Below are 16,526 nucleotides of genomic sequence, written 5' to 3' on the forward strand. Positions count from 1 at the left end.
GGCACTGTAGCCCCAAAGGTTATGGCATGGCCGACCTTACGGACCGTTAATCCGAACAACCTTGGCGAGAATTGGAGCCGGCGATTTTAAGGCGCTGATTGAAAAAGCTTTTAGTCAGTCCTGAACAGCCGGTTCGTCGCCCGGCCGCAGCCTGCGCCACTCCCCGCCCAGCTGATGCCTGAACCATGTCGACTGGCGCTTGGCATATTGCCGGGTCGCGATCTTGGCGCGCTCAATGGCTTCGGGAAAATCCGATTGTCCGGCCATCGCCGCCTGCAGCTCCCGCACGCCGATCGCTTTCATAGCCGGCAGGTCCGGGTCGAGGCCGAGCGCGGTGAGTCGACGCACTTCGTCGAGAGCGCCCTTGTCGAGCATCTGGTCGAAACGCGCCTCGATGCGCCGGACCAGTTGCTCGCGGTCCGGCTCAATGACCAGGAAGCGCGCGCTGTCGCGATCGATCAGCGGCCGTCCGCGCACCGCCTGCCATTCGAGGATCGAGCGCCCGGAGGCGTCGAGCACTTCGAGCGCCCGCACGATACGCTGGCCGTCGGTCGGCCTGAGTTGCATGGCCATAGCCGAATCCTCGTGCATCAGCAGGCGATGCAGCCTTTCGGCCCCTTGCTCCTTGAGCTCGTAGCGCCAGCGCTCGCGGACGGACGCCGGAATGTCCGGCATATCCGAGATGCCTTCGGCCAGCGCGCGGAAGTAGAGCCCGGTGCCGCCGACGAAAGCGACCGGACGGCCCGACAGCACGCCGTCTTCGATCAGCTTTGTCACGTCGCGCAGCCAGGCGCCGGTGGAATAGGCGGTGGCGGGATGGACATGGCCGTAAAGGAAATGCGGAACGCGTGCCATTTCGGCGGCGCTCGGCCGCGCCGTCAGGACGTCGAGCACCGAATAGCCCTGCATGGAATCGGTGTTGACGATGATCCCGCCATTGCGTTCGGCGAGATCGAGCGCCAGCGCCGACTTGCCGCTGGCGGTCGGCCCGGCTATCAGGGTCGCGTTCTTGATGCGGCCTTCGCCCGCCTGCCTGCCGGAATCTTCGATGCCGCTGATCGCCACTTTAGTGTCCCGTCCAGAAGCCCGCGCCGTGCCGGCCTCGCTTGCGAATATGGCCTTGCGGGCCGCCGGCGCAAGCGCCGTTCATTGGCTGGCTGAGGACGTCGCCTGCGACCTCGTTTTGCCGCAGACGCCGGATATCGGCAAAATGACCGCCAATCTGCGCGCGGCGCTGGCTTCGGAGCCGGTCGACGTCGTCGTCCAACCGGCCGAAGGCAGGCGCAAGAAGATCCTGCTCGCCGATATGGATTCGACCATGATCGACCAGGAATGCATCGACGAGCTTGCCGACGAGATCGGCGTCAAGGACCATGTGGCGGCGATCACCGCGCGCTCGATGAATGGCGAGATCGCCTTCGAGCCCGCCTTGCGCGAGCGCGTCGCCTTGCTGAAAGGCCTCGACACAGCCGTGGTCGACCGCATCGTCGCCAACCGGCTGACGCTCGCCGCCGGCGGCCGGGCGCTGGTGCAAACGATGCGCGCCCATGGCGCCTGGACGGCGCTGGTCTCCGGCGGCTTCGACGTCTTCACCAGCCGCATTGCCGCCATGCTGGGCTTCCAGGAAAGCCGCGCCAACCGCCTGATCGAGAAAGACGGCACGTTCACCGGCATGGTGGCCGAGCCGATCCTCGGCCGCGCCGCCAAGGCCGAAGCGCTGCTCGACATCGCGAAGAGGCTCGGACTGACCACCGAGGACGCGATTGCGGTTGGGGACGGCGCCAACGACCTCGATATGATCCGTCTTGCCGGCACTGGCATCGCGCTTCACGCCAAGCCGACGGTGGCCGAGCAGGCCCGCATCCGCATCGATCACGGCGATCTGACCGCGCTGCTCTATCTCCAGGGCTATCGCCGGGATGAGTTTTCAGAATGAAGCCGATCCGCACCGAGCGCCTCATCCTGCGCAACTGGGAAGAGCGCGACCGCGCGCTTTTCCACCGCATCAACTCCGACGAGCGCGTGATGGAATTCTTCCCGTTCCGCCGCGACCGTGCGACCGCCGACGCCATGATGGACGAATTCCGCGGCTGGATCGAGGAGGATGGCTACGGCTTCGCCGCCGCCGAGATCGCGGCCACCGGCGAATGCATCGGCTTCGTCGGTCTCCTGGATACGGATGATGTGCCATCGTTACCGGACGGCCCGATCGAGATCGGCTGGCGGCTGGCGCCGGAATTCTGGGGCAAGGGCTATGTCACCGAAGCGGCTGAAGCCTGGCTCGCCTATGGCTTCGAAACGCTTGGCGTCGACGAAATCGTATCGTTCGCGGTCGCCGACAATCATCGTTCGGTCGCAGTCATGAAGCGACTCGGCATGCAAGCCGATGCGGGCGCCGATTTCGATCATCCGAGCGTTCCCGACAGCCATCCGCATCTCAAGCGGCATGTCCTCTACAGGCTGTCGCGCCGCGACTGGCAGGCACGAAAAAGGGCGGCTCGCTAGCCGCCCTGTTCATTGAAACATCAATCGGTTACCGGACGTTCCGGACTCAATCCATCCGGATCGTTACAAAGCGCAGTTCGCCGGTCTTCGACGCCAGCATCAAGAGCGCATTCTTGCGGCCCTGCTCCTTCAGCGCGCCGATCCGGTCCATCACGTCCTTCGGCGTGCCGACCGATTCCTGCGCGATCTCGGTGATCACCTCGCCGGGCTGGATGCCGCGCTCGGCCGCCGCCGAATTCTTGGCGACGTCGGTGATGACCACGCCGGACACGTCGGCCGCGATGCCGAACTTCTGCCGTGTCTGGTCGTTGAGCTCGCCGACCGTCATGCCGAGCACCGAGGCCGTCGACACCGGAGGCGTCGCCTTGTCGCCCTTGTCCTGGTCGGTGTTGCCGTTCTCGCCGCTGGCCAGCTTCTCGCCGTCCTCCAGCCGTCCGAGCGTCACCTTGACGGTCTGCTCGACGCCCTTGCGCACGATGACGACGTCGACCGCCTTGCCGACCGGGCTTTCGGCGACGACACGCGGCAGGTCGCGCATTTCATGGATATCCTTGCCGTCGAACTTGATGATGACGTCGCCGGCCTGCACCGACCCGTTGTCGACCGGCCCGCCCTTGATGACGCCGGCCACCAGCGCGCCCTTGGCGCTCGCCATGCCGAGGCTTTCGGCGATGTCCGCCGTCACCGGCTGGATGCGCACGCCAAGCCAGCCGCGCCGAGTCTCGCCGTACTGGCGAAGCTGGTCGACGACGCCGGCGGCAAGCTGCGAGGGGATGGAAAAACCGATGCCGATAGAGCCGCCCGACGGCGAGATGATTGCCGTGTTGATGCCGATGACCTCGCCCTCAGCGTTGAACAGCGGGCCGCCGGAATTGCCGCGGTTGATGGCGGCGTCGGTCTGGATGAAGTCGTCATAGGGGCCGGAATTGATGTCGCGGTTGCGCGCCGAGACGATGCCGACCGTCACCGTGCCGCCCAGGCCGAACGGATTGCCGATCGCCATCACCCAGTCGCCGACGCGCATCTTGGTGGAATCGCCGAACTTCACCGCCGTCAGCTTGTGACCCTTGGGGTCGACCTTCAGCACCGCGACATCGGTCTTGGTGTCTGTGCCGACGAGCGTCGCCTTCAGCGTGACGCCGTCGGAGAAATTGACCTCGATATCGTCGGCATCGGCGATGACGTGGTTGTTGGTCACCACAATACCCTGCTCGGCGTCGACGACGAAGCCGGAGCCGAGCGACTGCACCTTCTGCCCGGCGCCGCCCTTGTCGCCGCCACGGTTCTTGAAGAAATCGTCGAAGAAGTCCTGGAACGGCGAGCCCTCGGGCAGCTGCGGCATCGGCACCGCGCCCGGCCCTTCCGTGCCTTTCACCGTCTGTGAGGTCGAGATGTTGACCACCGCGCCAAGCAGGCGCTCGGCGAGATCGGCGACCGAGGGCGGCCCGTCGGAGGCGATCGTCGGCGTGACGAAGGACGGGACGGCAACAATGCCGACCGCGAATGCGGTGGCGCCGGCGAAGACCATGCGCCGCGCCGCGCGCAACAGGGTGTCGGATATCATCGTGGCCTCCCGGTGTGTCTGAAAAGGGCAGGCGTTTTCCGCAAAGACGCCCTGTTCGGCTCATGTTGGCAAGAAATACGGCACGTTTGCGGCTATGCCAGTCTTCTCAGGATAAATCGTCCGTCGCCGCGGCACCAATGAATTTCATCAGCCGCGAACCAGCCACACAATGGCGACGCCAACCGCGATTGCCGCCAATCCTCCGAACCGCAGCGCGTTCTCGGGCATCGACTGCATTTCGCTCGCCAGTTTCCGGGCAAGGCCCGGAAACCCGCCATAGACCAGGCCCTCTATCACCAGGACCAGCCCGATCGCCGCGACAAAGTCCTGCACCGCCGCTACTGGGCGGTGCTGGGTTGCGCGGCCGGTGCGGCAGGCGTCGCGGGCGCGGCCGGCTGCCCGGGCTGAGGCTTGCTGCCCGGATCGCGGAAGTAGCGGAAGAACTCGGATTCGGGCGAGAGCACCATCGTCGTTCCGGTGCTGTCCAGCGCCGTGCCGTAGGCATTCATCGAGCGATAGAAATCGAAGAAGGCCGGATCGCGCTTATAGGCGTCCGCGAAGGTCGCGCTGCGCTGCGCCTCGCCCTCGCCGCGCAGGATTTCCGATTCCTTCTGCGCCTCGGCGACGATCTCGACAACCTCGCGGTCGGCACGCGCCCTGATGCGCTGCGCGGCCTCGTTGCCGCGCGCCCTCAGACGCTCGGCTTCCGCCAGGCGCTCGGCCTTCATGCGGTCATAGGTCTGCTGCGAGACCTCCGCCGTCAGGTCGGTCCGGCGGATGCGCACATCCTCGATGTCGAGGCCGAGCGATGTCGCGTCGGGGCGAAGCTGATCGCGCACCTCGCGCATCATGACGCCGCGTTCCTCCGAAAGCGCGGCCTCGAAGTCGCGCAGGCCATAGACACGGCGCAGCGCCGCATCGAGACGTGTCCGCAGCCGTGCCTCGGCCAGTTCAACCTGACCGGACACCGCCGCGCGGAACGTGCGCGGATCCGAGATGCGGTAGGCGATGAAGGCGTCGACCTCGTAGAACTTGCCGCCCGAGACCTGGACGCGGATGTTGTCGAGGTCGAAGCGCATCACCCGCTTCTCGACCATCTGCACGCTGTCGGCATCGAAGAAAGCAAACGGCGCCTTGAAGTAGATGCCGGGCTCGTTCTTGACGTCGATGATCTCACCGAACCTGAGCACGATCGCCTGCTGGCCGGCATTGACGACGAACACCGCGGAGTAGAGCAGGAACAGAAGGACAGCCGCGATGACGGCGATGATGGGAAGACGGTTGGCCATCACTGGTTGCCTCCCGTCGTGACGCCGCTCAGCGGGGCCGGCGCCGGCTGCGCTTTCGGCTGCAAAGCCGGCAGCTGCAGGTAAGGCAGCACGCCCTGACCGTTCCCCTGCTCGACGACGACCTTGTTGGAGTCCTTCAGGATCTTCTCCATGGTTTCGAGGTAGAGGCGCTTGCGCGTGACGTCGGGCGCCTTGGCATATTCGTTGTAGACGGAGATGAAGCGCTGCGCCTCGCCTTCCGCCTCCTGCACGACGCGGTTCTTGTAGGCGGCGGCGTCCTCGCGGACCTGAGCCGCCTGGCCGCGCGCCTGGCCGAGCTTCTGGTTGGAATACTGGTTGGCCTGCTCGACGAACTTGTCCTCGTCCTGCTCGGCGCGCTGCACCTCGTCGAACGCGTCGGCCACCTCGCGTGGGGGCGCTGCGTCCTCGATCGAGACTGCGTTGACCTGGAGACCGGTCTTGTAGCCGTCGAGCGTGCCCTGGATGATCTCGCGCACCCCGGTTGCGATACCCTGGCGATCGTCGCGGAAGATGTCCTGCGCCGGCCGCCGGCCGACGACTTCGCGCATGGCGCTCTCGGCGACCTGGGTCAGCATGCCGTCGGGATCTGAAACATCGAACAGATAGGCTTTGGGATCGGAGACCTGGTAGGCGACCGAGAACTGCACGTTGACGATGTTCTGGTCGCCCGAGAGCATCAGCCCGGAGCCGCTGCTCGACCCGCCGCCGATGCTGACGAGCTGCTCGGAGATCTTGGCGGTCTCGACCGTTTCGATCGGCCACCAGTGGAAATGCAGGCCCGGCTGCGAAAGCTCGGACTTCGGCTGGCCGAAGCGCAGTTCGACCGCAACCTCGTCGGGCTGCACGGTGTAGATCGCCTTGAAGGCCCACAGCACGATGAGCGCCACCGCGATCAGCCCGAGCACGGCCGGGCTCGCGCCGCCGCCGCCCGGAAGCGCGCGCCGCAGCCTGTCCTGGCCGCGGCGGATGATGTCCTCAAGATCGGGGGGCGAACCCTGCGGGCCGCTTGGCCCTTTCGGTCCCTGCCCCCAGGGCCCCTGATTGCCGCCGCCGCCCCATGGGCCGCCGCCACCGCTCTTGTCGTTCCAGGGCATGAATGTCCTTTCGCTTCGGTTCCCTCAGGCCTTGCGGCGCAATCCTAGCGCATGACCACGAAAACCCATATCGGTTTTCGAAAAGGAATCATGCCCCAAAATCAAAGTATTACGGCGGCCTGTTGCGCGTCCGGTTGGACGCGCGCCGCTGCAACACCGTTCTTCTATAGGGACGCCTTGACCCGCTTTCAACGCGATGTGCCATCGTCCCGTGCGATTTGGACGGGTAGCGACCCTTTGTCGTCGTCAACGATCGTCGCGCCGGCGCTCGTAAACCGTGTAACGCGTGGCGTGGCTGTCTTTCTCTCCCGCAGGAAAATCCTCGGCGCTGACGACTTGCCAGATGCTTGGATCGATCGGCGGGAAATGCGCATCGCCATCGACGCTGGCCAGCACATGGGTCACATGCAGCCGGTCGGCAAGCGGCAAGGCCTGGGCATAGATCTCGCCGCCACCGACCACGCAGACCTCCTCAACTCCCGCCATGCAGCGTCCGCGCACCCTGGCCAGCGCGATCGCGTCATCCAGCGAGTGGGCCACCTCGATGCCCTCGGCGCGCCAGGCCTTGTCGCGCGTCACCACGATATTGAGCCGGCCGGGCAGCGGCCGGCCGATGCCTTCATAGGTCTTGCGGCCCATGATGATCGGCTTGCCCATCGTGTCGGCCTTGAAGCGCTTGAGATCGGTGGAAAGCCGCCACGGCAGGCCGCCTTCGCGGCCGATCACGCCGTTTTCGGCGATGGCGACATAGATCGCGATATCCATCAGCCGCCGTTCCCGCCATTGTCCGACGGCTCAAGCAGAAGGATGTCGATATCGTGCTCGGGATAAAAATCCTTCGCGGTGACCTCGAACCTCGTCGGCCCGACCTTTTTGACATTGTCGCCGCAAAAGGAGACGAGGTTTTTTGGGCTGCCCTTGTCGATAGTGAGCTTGAAATTGCCAATCGTCCCGGCCGCCCAGTTGCCGCCGGTGGTCAGGATATAGGCGATGCGGCTCTCGTAATATTTCGGATAACCGTCCGGATTTGCCTTGGCCGCCTTGCGCAACGCGTTCTCGAACGTCTGATCCATGCAATAGCGGGTCTTGTAGGCCGCATACTGGCCCTGGAACTGCCCATCATAGAAAAAGCTGACCGAGGAGGTGCCCCCGACGCTGGGCTTGTAGCGGTGCGAGACATGAACCTCCTTGTTGGCCGGGAAGGTCGAGCGCCACCAGTAGGTCGAGCGCAGCTGCCAGAACGGCGCAAAGGTGGTTTGCATGCCCGAGCCGTCATCGGCGGTATCTTCGATGATGATGCCGCGATCTTCCCAGTCCTTGGCGATATCCTTGGGCAGCTTCGCCAGCGCCGCCTTGGCGGCGCCGCCGAATGGATAGAGCGGCACGTTCTGCGCCTTGAGGTCAGCGGTGATGTCGATGCCGAGCGCCAGCGCCTTTTGCTCCAGCTGCGGCTTCGCATCGACGCCGTCGATCGTCACCTCGAAGCCGAGGAAATTATCGCTCTGAGCCTCCGGGATTGCCGGCATCTCGTTCGGATCGCCCTCGATGTCGGGCATCGGGAACGCGACGATGGAGCTGACATCCTTGTCGGTGTTGTTGCGGAAGACATAGTCGACCGTCACCTTCTCCGGCGAGATGAAAAGGTCCTCGCTCTGCATGGCGACGGCGTCGCTGCGCGACAGGATCAGCCCGCCTGTGCCGAGCTCGGCGACGGAATCATTGGCGAAGGCCGGAGCGGCCGTTATTACAAGCGCTGCGGTCGTTACTGTGCGTAACATGGACCCCCTCCTCTGTGCCGCGATACCCGGATCAGCCGGATGCGCTCTTCCATCTACCCGTTTCAAGATAGCGTTTCAAAGCCCTTCGTCACCGGATACGGGTACTTCTGGACACCGCGTCGCCGATCGGGCAGGAGATCGCCATGCGCAAGCTTCTCGTCATCGGCATCGGCGCCGGCAATCCCGACCACATGACGGTACAGGCCATCGACGGCCTGAACCGCGCCGACGCGCTGTTCATTCCCGACAAGGGAGCGAAGAAGAACGATCTTGCCGATCTGCGCCGGCAGATCTGCGACCGCTTCGTCACCAATCCGAAATCGCGCCGGGTCGAGTTCGATGTGCCGGTTCGGGCCGAACCGACATCGTCCTATCGTGTGACAGTCGACGACTGGCACGAAGCGATCGCCGAGATCTATGAGGCTCTGATCCGCGACGAGCTTGCCGAAGATGGCTGCGGCGCGTTCCTGATCTGGGGCGATCCGTCGCTCTATGACAGCGCGCTGCGCATCCTCGAGCGCGTGCGCCTGAGAGGCAATGTCGGTTTCGAGCTCGAGGTCATCCCCGGCATCACCGCGATCCAGGCGCTGGCCGCCGCCCACGCGACCGCGCTCAACCGCATCGGCGATTCGATCCTGGTGACGACCGGTCGCCGGTTAACCGAAGAAGGACTGCCAGCCAATGCCGGCTCCACCGTCGTCATGCTCGACGGCAAATGCGCCTTCAACACGCTTGCCGACAAGGACGTCCTTATCCAGTGGGGCGCCTATCTCGGCACGCCCGACGAGATCGTCATCTCCGGACGCCTGGGCGACGTCGGTGCCGAAATCGAAAGGGTTCGTGAAGACGCCAGACGAAAGAAGGGCTGGATCATGGACATTTATCTGCTGAGAAAATCAGGGAATTAGGCAGTAGGCAGTAGGGAATAGGCAGTAGAATAATGGACAATTGGAGGCCTCGGTTTTCAAGCATCCAAGACATCTTGTCCTACTGCCTACTGCCTACTGCCTCATCCAGCATCGATCTCCGCCTGCAGGGCCTGCATATGGACGGCGGCGGCCGATGAAGCGGCGCGCTCTATGGCGCGAAACCGGCTGACGACCGCCAAACCCGCCGATGTCAATTGCGCGCCGCCGCCCTTGCGGCCGCCGGTCTGCGCCGCGACCAGCGGCTTGCCGAACACGCGGTTCATGTCCTCGACCAGATCCCAGGCATGCTTGTAGGACATCTCCATGCCGCGCGCCGCAGCCGAGATCGAGCCGAAGGCGGCGATCTGCTCCAGCAATTCGATCTTGCCCGGGCCGATCCGGCCATCGGGGTCGAGATTTATCCGCAGGCTGAGCGACGGCATTTCATCTCCTCGGATTCCACGGCACGACAATAGTCCCTATGGGAAGGAAGCGCTATTCCAAATATACATAGCGACATGATCGAGATCCTCAAACGTCGGCTTCGGCCGGCAGGCCGGCGCCGGTGTTTGCGCGATCGAAGCTCACCGTCTTGATGACCGCGAAGACCTGGCTTCCCAGCTTGAGGCCAAGCGCCTGCCGCGATTGCTCGGTGATCCGCGCGATCACAACCGCGCCATGGCAATCGATGCCGATCTCGACCTCGGGCCCCTCGCCCGGCTTCATGCCGACGATCGTTCCCGACAGGATATTGAGCGCGCTGAGGCCGGCGGGTTTCTCGGTGGCGACCATCACGTCGCGGGCCCGGATGCGAATGCGCACCGGAGCGCCCGCCGCCCGCGCCAGTTTCGGCACGCGGATTTCGCCGGCCTGCGAGGCAAGCACCGTCATGCCAAAGACCTCGTCGTGACGCAGGACTTTGGTGTCGAGCACCGCTCCGCCCTCGCCGCGCTCCTCCGCCGGCAGCAGATCCAGCCGCTGCATGATCGCCTCGGTCGGCCCCGCGGCCGCGACCTTGCCTTGCGAAAGCACCACGACGTCGCTCGCGAGCCGCGCCACCTCGGCGACGGAATGGCTGACATAGACGATCGGGATCTTCGTCTCGTCGCGCAGCCGTTCGATATAGGGCAGGATCTCGGCCTTGCGCGCTTCGTCGAGCGATGCGAGCGGCTCGTCCATCAGAAGCAGTTTCGGGCTGGCAAGCAGCGCGCGGCCGATCGCGACACGCTGCCTTTCGCCGCCCGACAGTTTCGCCGGCCGCCGGTCGAGCACGTGACCGATGCCGAGCAGGTCGACCACCGCATCCATTTTGGCGTAGCGCTCGGAAGGCGGCGTGAACCAGCGGCCGTAGCGCAGATTGCCGGCGACGCTCATATGCGGGAACAGCCGCGCATCCTGGAACACCATGCCGATGCGCCGCTTGTGCATGGGCACGAAGATCCGCGCGGCGGTGTCGACCAGCACGTTGCCGTCGGCCGAGATGCGCCCCTTGTCCGGACGGATCAGGCCGGCGATCAGGTTGATCAGCGTCGATTTGCCCGAGCCGGACGGCCCGAACAGCGCCGTCAGCCGGCCGGAGCTCTCGAAACGGGCTTCCACGGCGAAATCGCCGAGGCGATGGCTGATGTCGGCCGAGACCGTCATTCGATGTCCATCCGCCGGCCGACGCGGCGCGCCAGCACTTCCGAGGCGATTAGCGCGACCATCGAGATGACGATCGAGATCAGCGTCAGCCTGAGCGCGCCTTCGTCGCCGCCAGGCACCTGCGTGAAGGTGTAGATCGCCGAGGGCAGCGTCTGTGTCTCGTTGGGGATGTTGGAGACAAAGGTGATGGTGGCGCCGAATTCGCCCATCGCCTTGGCGAAGGAAAGGATCGCGCCGGCGATCAGGCCGGGCAGGATCAACGGCAGCGTGATGGTGGCGAACACCCAGAGCGGGTTGGCGCCGAGTGTGCCGGCGGCGGCCTCCATCTTGCGGTCGACCGCCTCGATCGACAGTCGGATGGCGCGCACCATCAACGGGAAGCCCATGACCCCGCAGGCCAGTGCCGCGCCCGTCCAGCGGAACGAGAAGACAATGCCGAAATGCTCGGCAAGGAAAGCGCCGGCCGGCCCGCGCCGGCCGAAGGTGAGCAACAGCAGATAACCGGTCACCACCGGCGGCAGGATCAGCGGCAGATGCACCAGCCCGTTGAGCAGCGTCTTGCCCCAGAAACGCCCCCGCGCGAGCAGGAGCGCGATCAGGATGCCCGGCGGCAGGCTGGCGATCATCGCCACCGTCGCCACCTTGATCGACAGCCGCACCGCATTCCATTCGTCGGGAGTGAGGTCCAGCAGCCAGTTCATGATTGTGTTTGCGCGGCCTTTCTCAGTTGCTCGGTGCGAGCACCGTGAAACCCTGCTCCTTGAACAGGTCGGCGGCCTTGGCCGACTCGACGCATTTCAGGAAGGCCGCCGCATCCTTGTCCTTCGAATCGGCGGTCTGGGCAATCGGGTAGATGATCGGCGGATGCGAATCTTCCGGGAAGGTGCCGACGACCTTGACGCCCTTTTCGGCATGCGCGTCGGTGGCGTAGACGATGCCCAGAGCCGCCTCGCCCGTCGACACCAGCTTGAGAGCTGCACGCACATTCTCGGCCTGCGCGATCTTGCCCTCGACGGACGACCAGACGCCCAGCGATTCCAACGCCGCCTTGCCGTATTTGCCGGCCGGCACGGCCTTGAGATCGCCCATGGCAAGCCTGCCGTCGCCGATCAGCTTGGCGAGGTCGAAGCCCTTCTCGACCTTGGTCTCGACCGCGGAATCCTTCGGTGCCACCAGCACGAGCTGGTTGCCGAGCAGCTTCACTTCGGTATCAGGCTTGGTCAGCTCCTTGTCGGAGAGATATTTCATCCAGTCGAGGTCGGCCGAGACGAAGATGTCGACCGGCGCGCCGCCTTCGATCTGCTTGGCGAGCGCCGAGCTCGCCGCGTAGGAAATGGTCGCTGCTTCGCCGACTTCCGGCTCGCAGGCCTTGTTGACCGCGTCGAGCGCTTCCTTGAGGCTGGCCGCGGCAAACACGACCACCTTGTCGTCGGCATGGGCCGTCGGCACCGCCGTCATCAGCATCGCTGTCAGACCGCCAATTGCGGCCGCCTTCAACCCGAAACCCTTGCCCGTCATGTAGTCTCTCCCTGGTTTCAAAATCCGTACCGCCCAAAGCCTTGGACCGATATATCCGTCTGAACATAACAAGGGAAGGCTTTTCACCTGTCGCGGCATTGTGCGCCGGCGCGATCTCAGCCTACGGTGAATGCGAAACGGAAGGGCGAAGCTCAAAGAGAGACGCGTGAAGATCAGCGCCTGCAACACCTCAAGGGCAAGGTGACCGAGATCGTCAAGGGAAGCCACCGCTTCGCATGTCAGATCGACATCGGCGGCGACGCGTCAGTCACCGCGTCAATCACCAAGCGGTCGCCGACCTCGCGCTCGAGAAGGGCAAGCAGGCCTATGCGGTAATCAAGGCCTCGGACGTCATGGTTGGCATCGATTAAGCCGAAGCTGGCTCATACCGCGATAGGCGCCTTGATATTCGCGTCCGCGAAATAATTCTCGAGGCGGAAATCCTCGAAGCGGAAGGCGAAGAGGTCCTTCACCTCCGGATTGATCCACATCGTCGGCAAGGCCTTGGGCGTGCGCCGGAGCTGCTCGCGCGCCTGCTCGAAATGGTTCGAATAAAGATGCGCATCGCCCAGCGTGTGAACGAAGTCGCCGGGCTTCAGCCCGGTGACCTGCGCCACCATCAGGGTGAGCAAGGCGTAGGAGGCGATGTTGAACGGCACGCCGAGGAAAATATCGCCCGAGCGCTGGTAAAGCTGGCACGAGAGCCGGCCTTCCGAAACATAGAACTGGAACAGGCAGTGGCAGGGCGGCAGCGCCATCGCCTCGACTTCGGCCGGGTTCCAGGCCGACACGATCAGCCGGCGCGAGTTGGGATTCCGGCGTATCTCCTTCAAAAGGCCCGCAATCTGGTCGATCTCGCCGCCGTGCCCGTCCGGCCATGAGCGCCACTGCTTGCCGTAGACCGGTCCGAGGTCGCCGTTCTCGTCCGCCCATTCGTCCCAGATGGTAACGCTATGATCGTTGAGATATTTGATGTTGGTGTCGCCGGCCAGGAACCACAGAAGCTCGTGGATGATCGACTTCAGATGCAGCTTCTTGGTGGTCGTGACCGGAAAGCCGCGCGAAAGGTCGAAGCGCATCTGGTAGCCGAACACCGAGCGCGTGCCTGTCCCGGTACGGTCGCCACGGTCGGCACCGGTCTCCAGCACATGCTTCAACAGGTCGAGATATTGGCGCATCGGCTCCGCCTCGATTCGGATGACAGGCAATCATACCCGACCGACAGCCGGTCGAACACCGCAAAGCGGGCGGCAAATGCGGATCGCGCCAAAAGCCCACGGAGCCGGCACTGTTTCGTGCCGGCCACCGGAATGGCTATGCCCTACAGCGAGCCGAGTTTGCCGAGATCCTTGGCAACCAGATAATAGAAGGTCACGCGGCTCTTGGTGTTGTCGGCCTGCATCGCCTTGCAGGTCTTCTCGATCGAGGCATTCGCCTTTGCGGCATCGGCGATGCCGAGCTTCTTGCCGATCCAGTTCTCCCGCACGCGATCGAGTTCCTTCGGGTCGGTGCAGGACACCAGCGAGGAATCGCGGTTCCTGAGCGCAATGCCCAGATGCTTGACGATCTTATCGACCGCGTCGGCGCTGGCGCCGGCATCGTATTTCTTCACATCCGCAAGATAGTCGGCCATCAAACTTCCCCTCGTCGGCGCCACGGATCCGGTCGATGAGGGTTGTGGCGCGCCGCGCAACCTGTGCGCTAGGTCAGAGACTCCTCACCGGCAGCGAGATTTGATTGAGTAGGCGCGCAAGTCAACCCTTGGCTGCCGTTTGGCACAACCGGTTAAGCGCCGGTTTTGGCCTTTATTTTTCCCTCGCCGCTCCCTATATACGGTTCGTCGGCTTGACCGACTATGGCGATAAACAGGCGATGAAATAAGCCGTTCGGACCCGGGGGCGGTACCCGGCGCCTCCACCAAAAACCGCTCTGGCTGACGGAGCGGCTTTTGCTGGGGGCGAAATAGGATCGACGAAGGTGTAAAGATCGTACTTTTGCCCGGCATTGTACCACCGTTATCGGGCTAAACTTATAGTTGCCAACGACAACTATGCGGAAGCTCGTCTCGCTGCTTAATGCGGCGCGAACGCTTCAAATCAAGCCCTAGGGGTTCGCACTTCTAGGCGGGGTTCGGAGGTACCTGGCAACAGAAACCTCCACCTTCCCCCTCCTTGCTTCTCCCCAATCAACCGAACGGCCAAGGCTCGTCCGGCGCCTGATGCGCGGGCACAGCCTTGCCGCCCATCATCCATGGATAGGCGATGCAAGACGATACCGATCGATTTTTCGTGCTGACCGGCGGCCCCGGCTCCGGCAAGACCACGCTGATTGAGGCGCTGCGGGCCCAAGGCTTCGCGACCGCGCCCGAAGCCGGGCGCGGCATCATCCGCGACCAGATGGCCGTCGGCGGCCCTGCCCTTCCCTGGCGGGAGCGCTCGCTCTTTGCCGAGCTGATGCTGTCCTGGGAGCTGCGCTCCTGGCAAGCCGCTCGTGCCGAGCCCGGCCGGGTGTTCTTCGACCGCGGCGCGCCCGACACGATCGGCTATCTCAGGCTCTGCGGCCTGCCGGTGCCGGACCACATCACGAGCGCGGCTGAAAAATTCCGCTACGCGCGCCGCATCTTCGTCGCCCCGCCATGGCCGGAGATTTTCATTCAGGACGAGGAGCGCCGGCAAACGCTCGACGAAGCCGAGCGCACATTCCGGTCGGTGACGGGCGTCTATGCGGAGCTCGGCTACGACCTGGTGCCGTTGCCTCTCGCTCCGGTCGATGAACGGGTGCGCTTCGTCCTCGATCAAACAGCTTCGCCAGGAACATGAAAAAGGCCGGGATCGACCCGGCCTTTTCTATCTTCTCAACGGCTGTCCTACTCCGCCGGCGCTTCGACCGCTTCGCGCGCGCGGCCGAGCGTCAGCTTGGCCAGAGTGAAGGAGATCACGGCGCACAGCGCGATGCCGGCCACCATCGGCAACGGTGTGCCGTCGAAAAAGATGCCGGCGACGCCCATCGCCAGCGCGCCGATGGCGAAGTGCAGCGTGCCCATCAGCGCCGAGGCCGTGCCGGCGATCTCGCCATGCTCTTCCATCGCTAGCACCGAGGTGGTGGGGATGACGAGGCCAAGGAAACCGTAGCCGACAAAAAGCAGCGCGGCCATCACGTCGAGCCGGTCGACGCCGGACGCCATGATCGCGAACAGCGCCACCATTACCGTGGCATAGCCGGTGACCGCCACCCAGACGACGCGCTTCAACCCGAAGCGGTCGGCCAGCAACCCGGTCAGCTGCGACATGCCAATGAAGGCGACCGCGTTGATCGAGAAGAAGACGCTGTAGACCGACGGCGACAGGCCGTAATGGTCGATCAGGATGAAGGACGAGCTCGACAGATAGACGAAGAAGCTCGCAATGCCGAAGCCGGCGATCGCCACGAGGCCAAGGAAGTTGCGGTCGCCCATCAGGTAGCGGTAGCCGGCAAGCGCCGTGCCGAACGACGAGCCGGCGCGCTCTTCGACGGGCCGCGTCTCCTTGAGCGAGGTGGCAAGCAGGATGGTGGCCAAAGCGGCCGCGCCCGTCACCGTCCAGAACACGGCGCGCCAGCCGAAGCTCTCGATGATCTGGCTGCCGGTCAGCGGCGCCAGGATCGGCGACACCGAGAACACCAGCATCAAGAGCGACATCAGCTTGGCGGCCTCGTTGCCGGTGTGCAGGTCGCGCACGATGGCGCGCGGCACCGCCATGCCGGCGCTGGCGCCGAGACCTTGCAGAAAGCGGAAGGCGATCAGCCACTCGATGCTCGGCGCCATCGCCGAGCCGACGCCGCCGACCATGAACAGCGCGAGGCCGGCGTAAAGCGGCGCCTTGCGGCCGACCATGTCGGAGATCGGGCCGACGACGATCTGCCCAAAACCCATCGACAGGAAGAAGATCAGAAGGCTCATCTGCACGGCGGCGGTGCCGGCATGCAGGTCCTGGCCGATCGAAGGCAGCGCGGGAAGATACATATCGATCGCAAATGGGCCGATCGCGGACAACAAGCCGAGCACGACCGCGATGCGGAGGAATTTGGGACTCATGGTAAGGCTCTTTCGGATCTGGTTGCCGCCGCAAAATGCCGGCGTCTGAACCTAGGACGTTCCATCCCCCGGAAATCCTACGTCCAAGGGCGAATTTCTTCGCCCCTTCCGTGCGGGCTTCCTTTATTGTGTC

18 protein-coding genes, 1 other RNA gene and 1 pseudogene are annotated in these 16,526 nt (G+C 64.3%); 6 read left to right on the top strand and 14 right to left on the bottom strand.

Annotated features, from left to right (window positions below):
• Nucleotides 1-114: 114 nt before the first annotated feature.
• Nucleotides 115-1,059 carry a tRNA (adenosine(37)-N6)-dimethylallyltransferase MiaA gene (gene miaA, locus LB538_RS02770; RefSeq protein WP_224522894.1) on the bottom strand — a complete coding sequence of 315 codons (945 nt, stop codon included), beginning with the start codon at nt 1,057-1,059 and terminating at the stop codon, nt 115-117.
• Here miaA and serB point away from each other — a divergent pair.
• Both serB and LB538_RS02780 read left to right on the top strand, forming a co-directional pair.
• Nucleotides 1,049-1,936 (top strand): phosphoserine phosphatase SerB, encoded by an 888-nt coding sequence (gene serB, locus LB538_RS02775; RefSeq protein ID WP_224522811.1) that lies wholly within the window; start codon nt 1,049-1,051, stop codon nt 1,934-1,936. The genes miaA and serB overlap by 11 nt on opposite strands.
• Nucleotides 1,933-2,505, top strand: a complete 573-nt coding sequence (locus LB538_RS02780; protein WP_224522812.1) for a GNAT family N-acetyltransferase — start codon at nt 1,933-1,935, stop codon at nt 2,503-2,505. Before serB ends, LB538_RS02780 begins: the two co-directional genes overlap by 4 nt.
• A 46-nt stretch (nt 2,506-2,551) precedes the next feature.
• Here the strand turns inward: LB538_RS02780 and LB538_RS02785 are convergent, their stop codons facing one another.
• The 6 genes from LB538_RS02785 to LB538_RS02810 all read right to left on the bottom strand — a co-directional run bounded on the left by LB538_RS02785 (nt 2,552) and on the right by LB538_RS02810 (nt 8,251).
• A complete protein-coding gene (locus LB538_RS02785; RefSeq protein ID WP_224522813.1) occupies nt 2,552-4,069 on the bottom strand; it encodes a DegQ family serine endoprotease in 1,518 nt (505 codons plus the stop codon).
• A gap of 147 nt (nt 4,070-4,216) precedes the next feature.
• Nucleotides 4,217-4,402, bottom strand: coding sequence for a DUF2065 domain-containing protein (locus LB538_RS02790; protein ID WP_095764777.1), 186 nt, complete (start codon nt 4,400-4,402; stop codon nt 4,217-4,219).
• 5 nt (nt 4,403-4,407) lie between these two features.
• Nucleotides 4,408-5,358 carry a protease modulator HflC gene (gene hflC, locus LB538_RS02795; RefSeq protein WP_224522814.1) on the bottom strand — a complete coding sequence of 317 codons (951 nt, stop codon included), beginning with the start codon at nt 5,356-5,358 and terminating at the stop codon, nt 4,408-4,410.
• Entirely contained in the window at nt 5,358-6,473 is a 1,116-nt protein-coding gene (gene hflK / locus LB538_RS02800) for an FtsH protease activity modulator HflK (protein WP_224522815.1), read from the bottom strand. The genes hflC and hflK overlap by 1 nt, the downstream gene beginning before the upstream one ends.
• A gap of 246 nt (nt 6,474-6,719) precedes the next feature.
• Nucleotides 6,720-7,238, bottom strand: a complete 519-nt coding sequence (locus tag LB538_RS02805; RefSeq protein ID WP_224522816.1) for a dihydrofolate reductase — start codon at nt 7,236-7,238, stop codon at nt 6,720-6,722.
• Nucleotides 7,238-8,251, bottom strand: a complete 1,014-nt coding sequence (locus LB538_RS02810; protein WP_224522817.1) for a DUF4424 domain-containing protein — start codon at nt 8,249-8,251, stop codon at nt 7,238-7,240. The genes LB538_RS02805 and LB538_RS02810 overlap by 1 nt, the downstream gene beginning before the upstream one ends.
• 143 nt (nt 8,252-8,394) lie before the next feature.
• On the opposite strand from LB538_RS02810, the gene cobF reads away from it, so the two are divergent.
• The gene (cobF, locus tag LB538_RS02815; protein ID WP_224522818.1) at nt 8,395-9,159 is read left to right on the top strand and encodes a precorrin-6A synthase (deacetylating); all 765 of its coding nucleotides are present in this window, start codon (nt 8,395-8,397) and stop codon (nt 9,157-9,159) included.
• 101 nt (nt 9,160-9,260) lie between these two features.
• Here cobF and LB538_RS02820 read toward each other — a convergent pair whose 3' ends face one another.
• From LB538_RS02820 to modA, 4 genes are all read right to left on the bottom strand, one after another.
• Entirely contained in the window at nt 9,261-9,602 is a 342-nt protein-coding gene (locus tag LB538_RS02820) for a winged helix-turn-helix domain-containing protein (protein ID WP_140839820.1), read from the bottom strand.
• An 88-nt stretch (nt 9,603-9,690) separates the two neighbouring features.
• A complete protein-coding gene (gene modC / locus LB538_RS02825) occupies nt 9,691-10,803 on the bottom strand; it encodes a molybdenum ABC transporter ATP-binding protein (RefSeq protein WP_224522819.1) in 1,113 nt (370 codons plus the stop codon).
• A complete protein-coding gene (modB, locus tag LB538_RS02830; protein ID WP_224522820.1) occupies nt 10,800-11,504 on the bottom strand; it encodes a molybdate ABC transporter permease subunit in 705 nt (234 codons plus the stop codon). Before modB ends, modC begins: the two co-directional genes overlap by 4 nt.
• Before the next feature lie 22 nt (nt 11,505-11,526).
• Entirely contained in the window at nt 11,527-12,321 is a 795-nt protein-coding gene (modA, locus tag LB538_RS02835; RefSeq protein ID WP_224522821.1) for a molybdate ABC transporter substrate-binding protein, read from the bottom strand.
• A gap of 166 nt (nt 12,322-12,487) precedes the next feature.
• On the opposite strand from modA, the pseudogene LB538_RS02840 reads away from it, so the two are divergent.
• Nucleotides 12,488-12,692, top strand: a pseudogene (locus LB538_RS02840) (TOBE domain-containing protein).
• Nucleotides 12,693-12,704: 12 nt separating this feature from the next.
• On the opposite strand, the gene LB538_RS02845 reads toward LB538_RS02840, so the two are convergent.
• Together LB538_RS02845 and LB538_RS02850 are read right to left on the bottom strand one after the other, a co-directional pair.
• Nucleotides 12,705-13,499, bottom strand: coding sequence for a thymidylate synthase (locus LB538_RS02845; RefSeq protein ID WP_224522822.1), 795 nt, complete (start codon nt 13,497-13,499; stop codon nt 12,705-12,707).
• A 143-nt stretch (nt 13,500-13,642) separates the two neighbouring features.
• Nucleotides 13,643-13,954, bottom strand: coding sequence for a DUF2853 family protein (locus tag LB538_RS02850; protein WP_042644091.1), 312 nt, complete (start codon nt 13,952-13,954; stop codon nt 13,643-13,645).
• 167 nt (nt 13,955-14,121) lie between these two features.
• Here LB538_RS02850 and ssrA point away from each other — a divergent pair.
• Nucleotides 14,122-14,482, top strand: a transfer-messenger RNA (tmRNA) gene (gene ssrA / locus LB538_RS02855).
• Between the two features lie 100 nt (nt 14,483-14,582).
• Complete coding sequence (locus tag LB538_RS02860; protein WP_224551477.1) at nt 14,583-15,140, top strand: AAA family ATPase; 558 nt, start codon at nt 14,583-14,585, stop codon at nt 15,138-15,140.
• A gap of 47 nt (nt 15,141-15,187) precedes the next feature.
• Here LB538_RS02860 and LB538_RS02865 read toward each other — a convergent pair whose 3' ends face one another.
• Nucleotides 15,188-16,393 carry a multidrug effflux MFS transporter gene (locus LB538_RS02865; protein WP_224522824.1) on the bottom strand — a complete coding sequence of 402 codons (1,206 nt, stop codon included), beginning with the start codon at nt 16,391-16,393 and terminating at the stop codon, nt 15,188-15,190.
• Between the last annotated feature and the right edge of the window lie 133 nt (nt 16,394-16,526).

It is taken from the genome of Mesorhizobium sp. Ca11 (assembly GCF_020165275.1).
Classification (GTDB): Bacteria; Pseudomonadota; Alphaproteobacteria; order Rhizobiales; family Rhizobiaceae; genus Mesorhizobium.

Bases quoted from the DNA above. Each gene is read 5' to 3' on its own strand.
- modB (WP_224522820.1), bottom strand. From the start codon at position 11,504: ATGAACTGGCTGCTGGACCTCACTCCCGACGAATGGAATGCGGTGCGG.
- LB538_RS02845 (WP_224522822.1), bottom strand. From the start codon at position 13,499: ATGCGCCAATATCTCGACCTGTTGAAGCATGTGCTGGAGACCGGTGCC.
- LB538_RS02850 (WP_042644091.1), bottom strand. From the start codon at position 13,954: ATGGCCGACTATCTTGCGGATGTGAAGAAATACGATGCCGGCGCCAGC.
- LB538_RS02820 (WP_140839820.1), bottom strand. From the start codon at position 9,602: ATGCCGTCGCTCAGCCTGCGGATAAATCTCGACCCCGATGGCCGGATC.
- hflK (WP_224522815.1), bottom strand. From the start codon at position 6,473: ATGCCCTGGAACGACAAGAGCGGTGGCGGCGGCCCATGGGGCGGCGGC.
- modC (WP_224522819.1), bottom strand. From the start codon at position 10,803: ATGACGGTCTCGGCCGACATCAGCCATCGCCTCGGCGATTTCGCCGTG.
- hflC (WP_224522814.1), bottom strand. From the start codon at position 5,358: ATGGCCAACCGTCTTCCCATCATCGCCGTCATCGCGGCTGTCCTTCTG.
- LB538_RS02805 (WP_224522816.1), bottom strand. From the start codon at position 7,238: ATGGATATCGCGATCTATGTCGCCATCGCCGAAAACGGCGTGATCGGC.
- LB538_RS02860 (WP_224551477.1), top strand. From the start codon at position 14,583: ATGCAAGACGATACCGATCGATTTTTCGTGCTGACCGGCGGCCCCGGC.
- modA (WP_224522821.1), bottom strand. From the start codon at position 12,321: ATGACGGGCAAGGGTTTCGGGTTGAAGGCGGCCGCAATTGGCGGTCTG.
- LB538_RS02810 (WP_224522817.1), bottom strand. From the start codon at position 8,251: ATGTTACGCACAGTAACGACCGCAGCGCTTGTAATAACGGCCGCTCCG.
- cobF (WP_224522818.1), top strand. From the start codon at position 8,395: ATGCGCAAGCTTCTCGTCATCGGCATCGGCGCCGGCAATCCCGACCAC.
- serB (WP_224522811.1), top strand. From the start codon at position 1,049: ATGCCGCTGATCGCCACTTTAGTGTCCCGTCCAGAAGCCCGCGCCGTG.
- LB538_RS02785 (WP_224522813.1), bottom strand. From the start codon at position 4,069: ATGATATCCGACACCCTGTTGCGCGCGGCGCGGCGCATGGTCTTCGCC.
- LB538_RS02865 (WP_224522824.1), bottom strand. From the start codon at position 16,393: ATGAGTCCCAAATTCCTCCGCATCGCGGTCGTGCTCGGCTTGTTGTCC.
- LB538_RS02780 (WP_224522812.1), top strand. From the start codon at position 1,933: ATGAAGCCGATCCGCACCGAGCGCCTCATCCTGCGCAACTGGGAAGAG.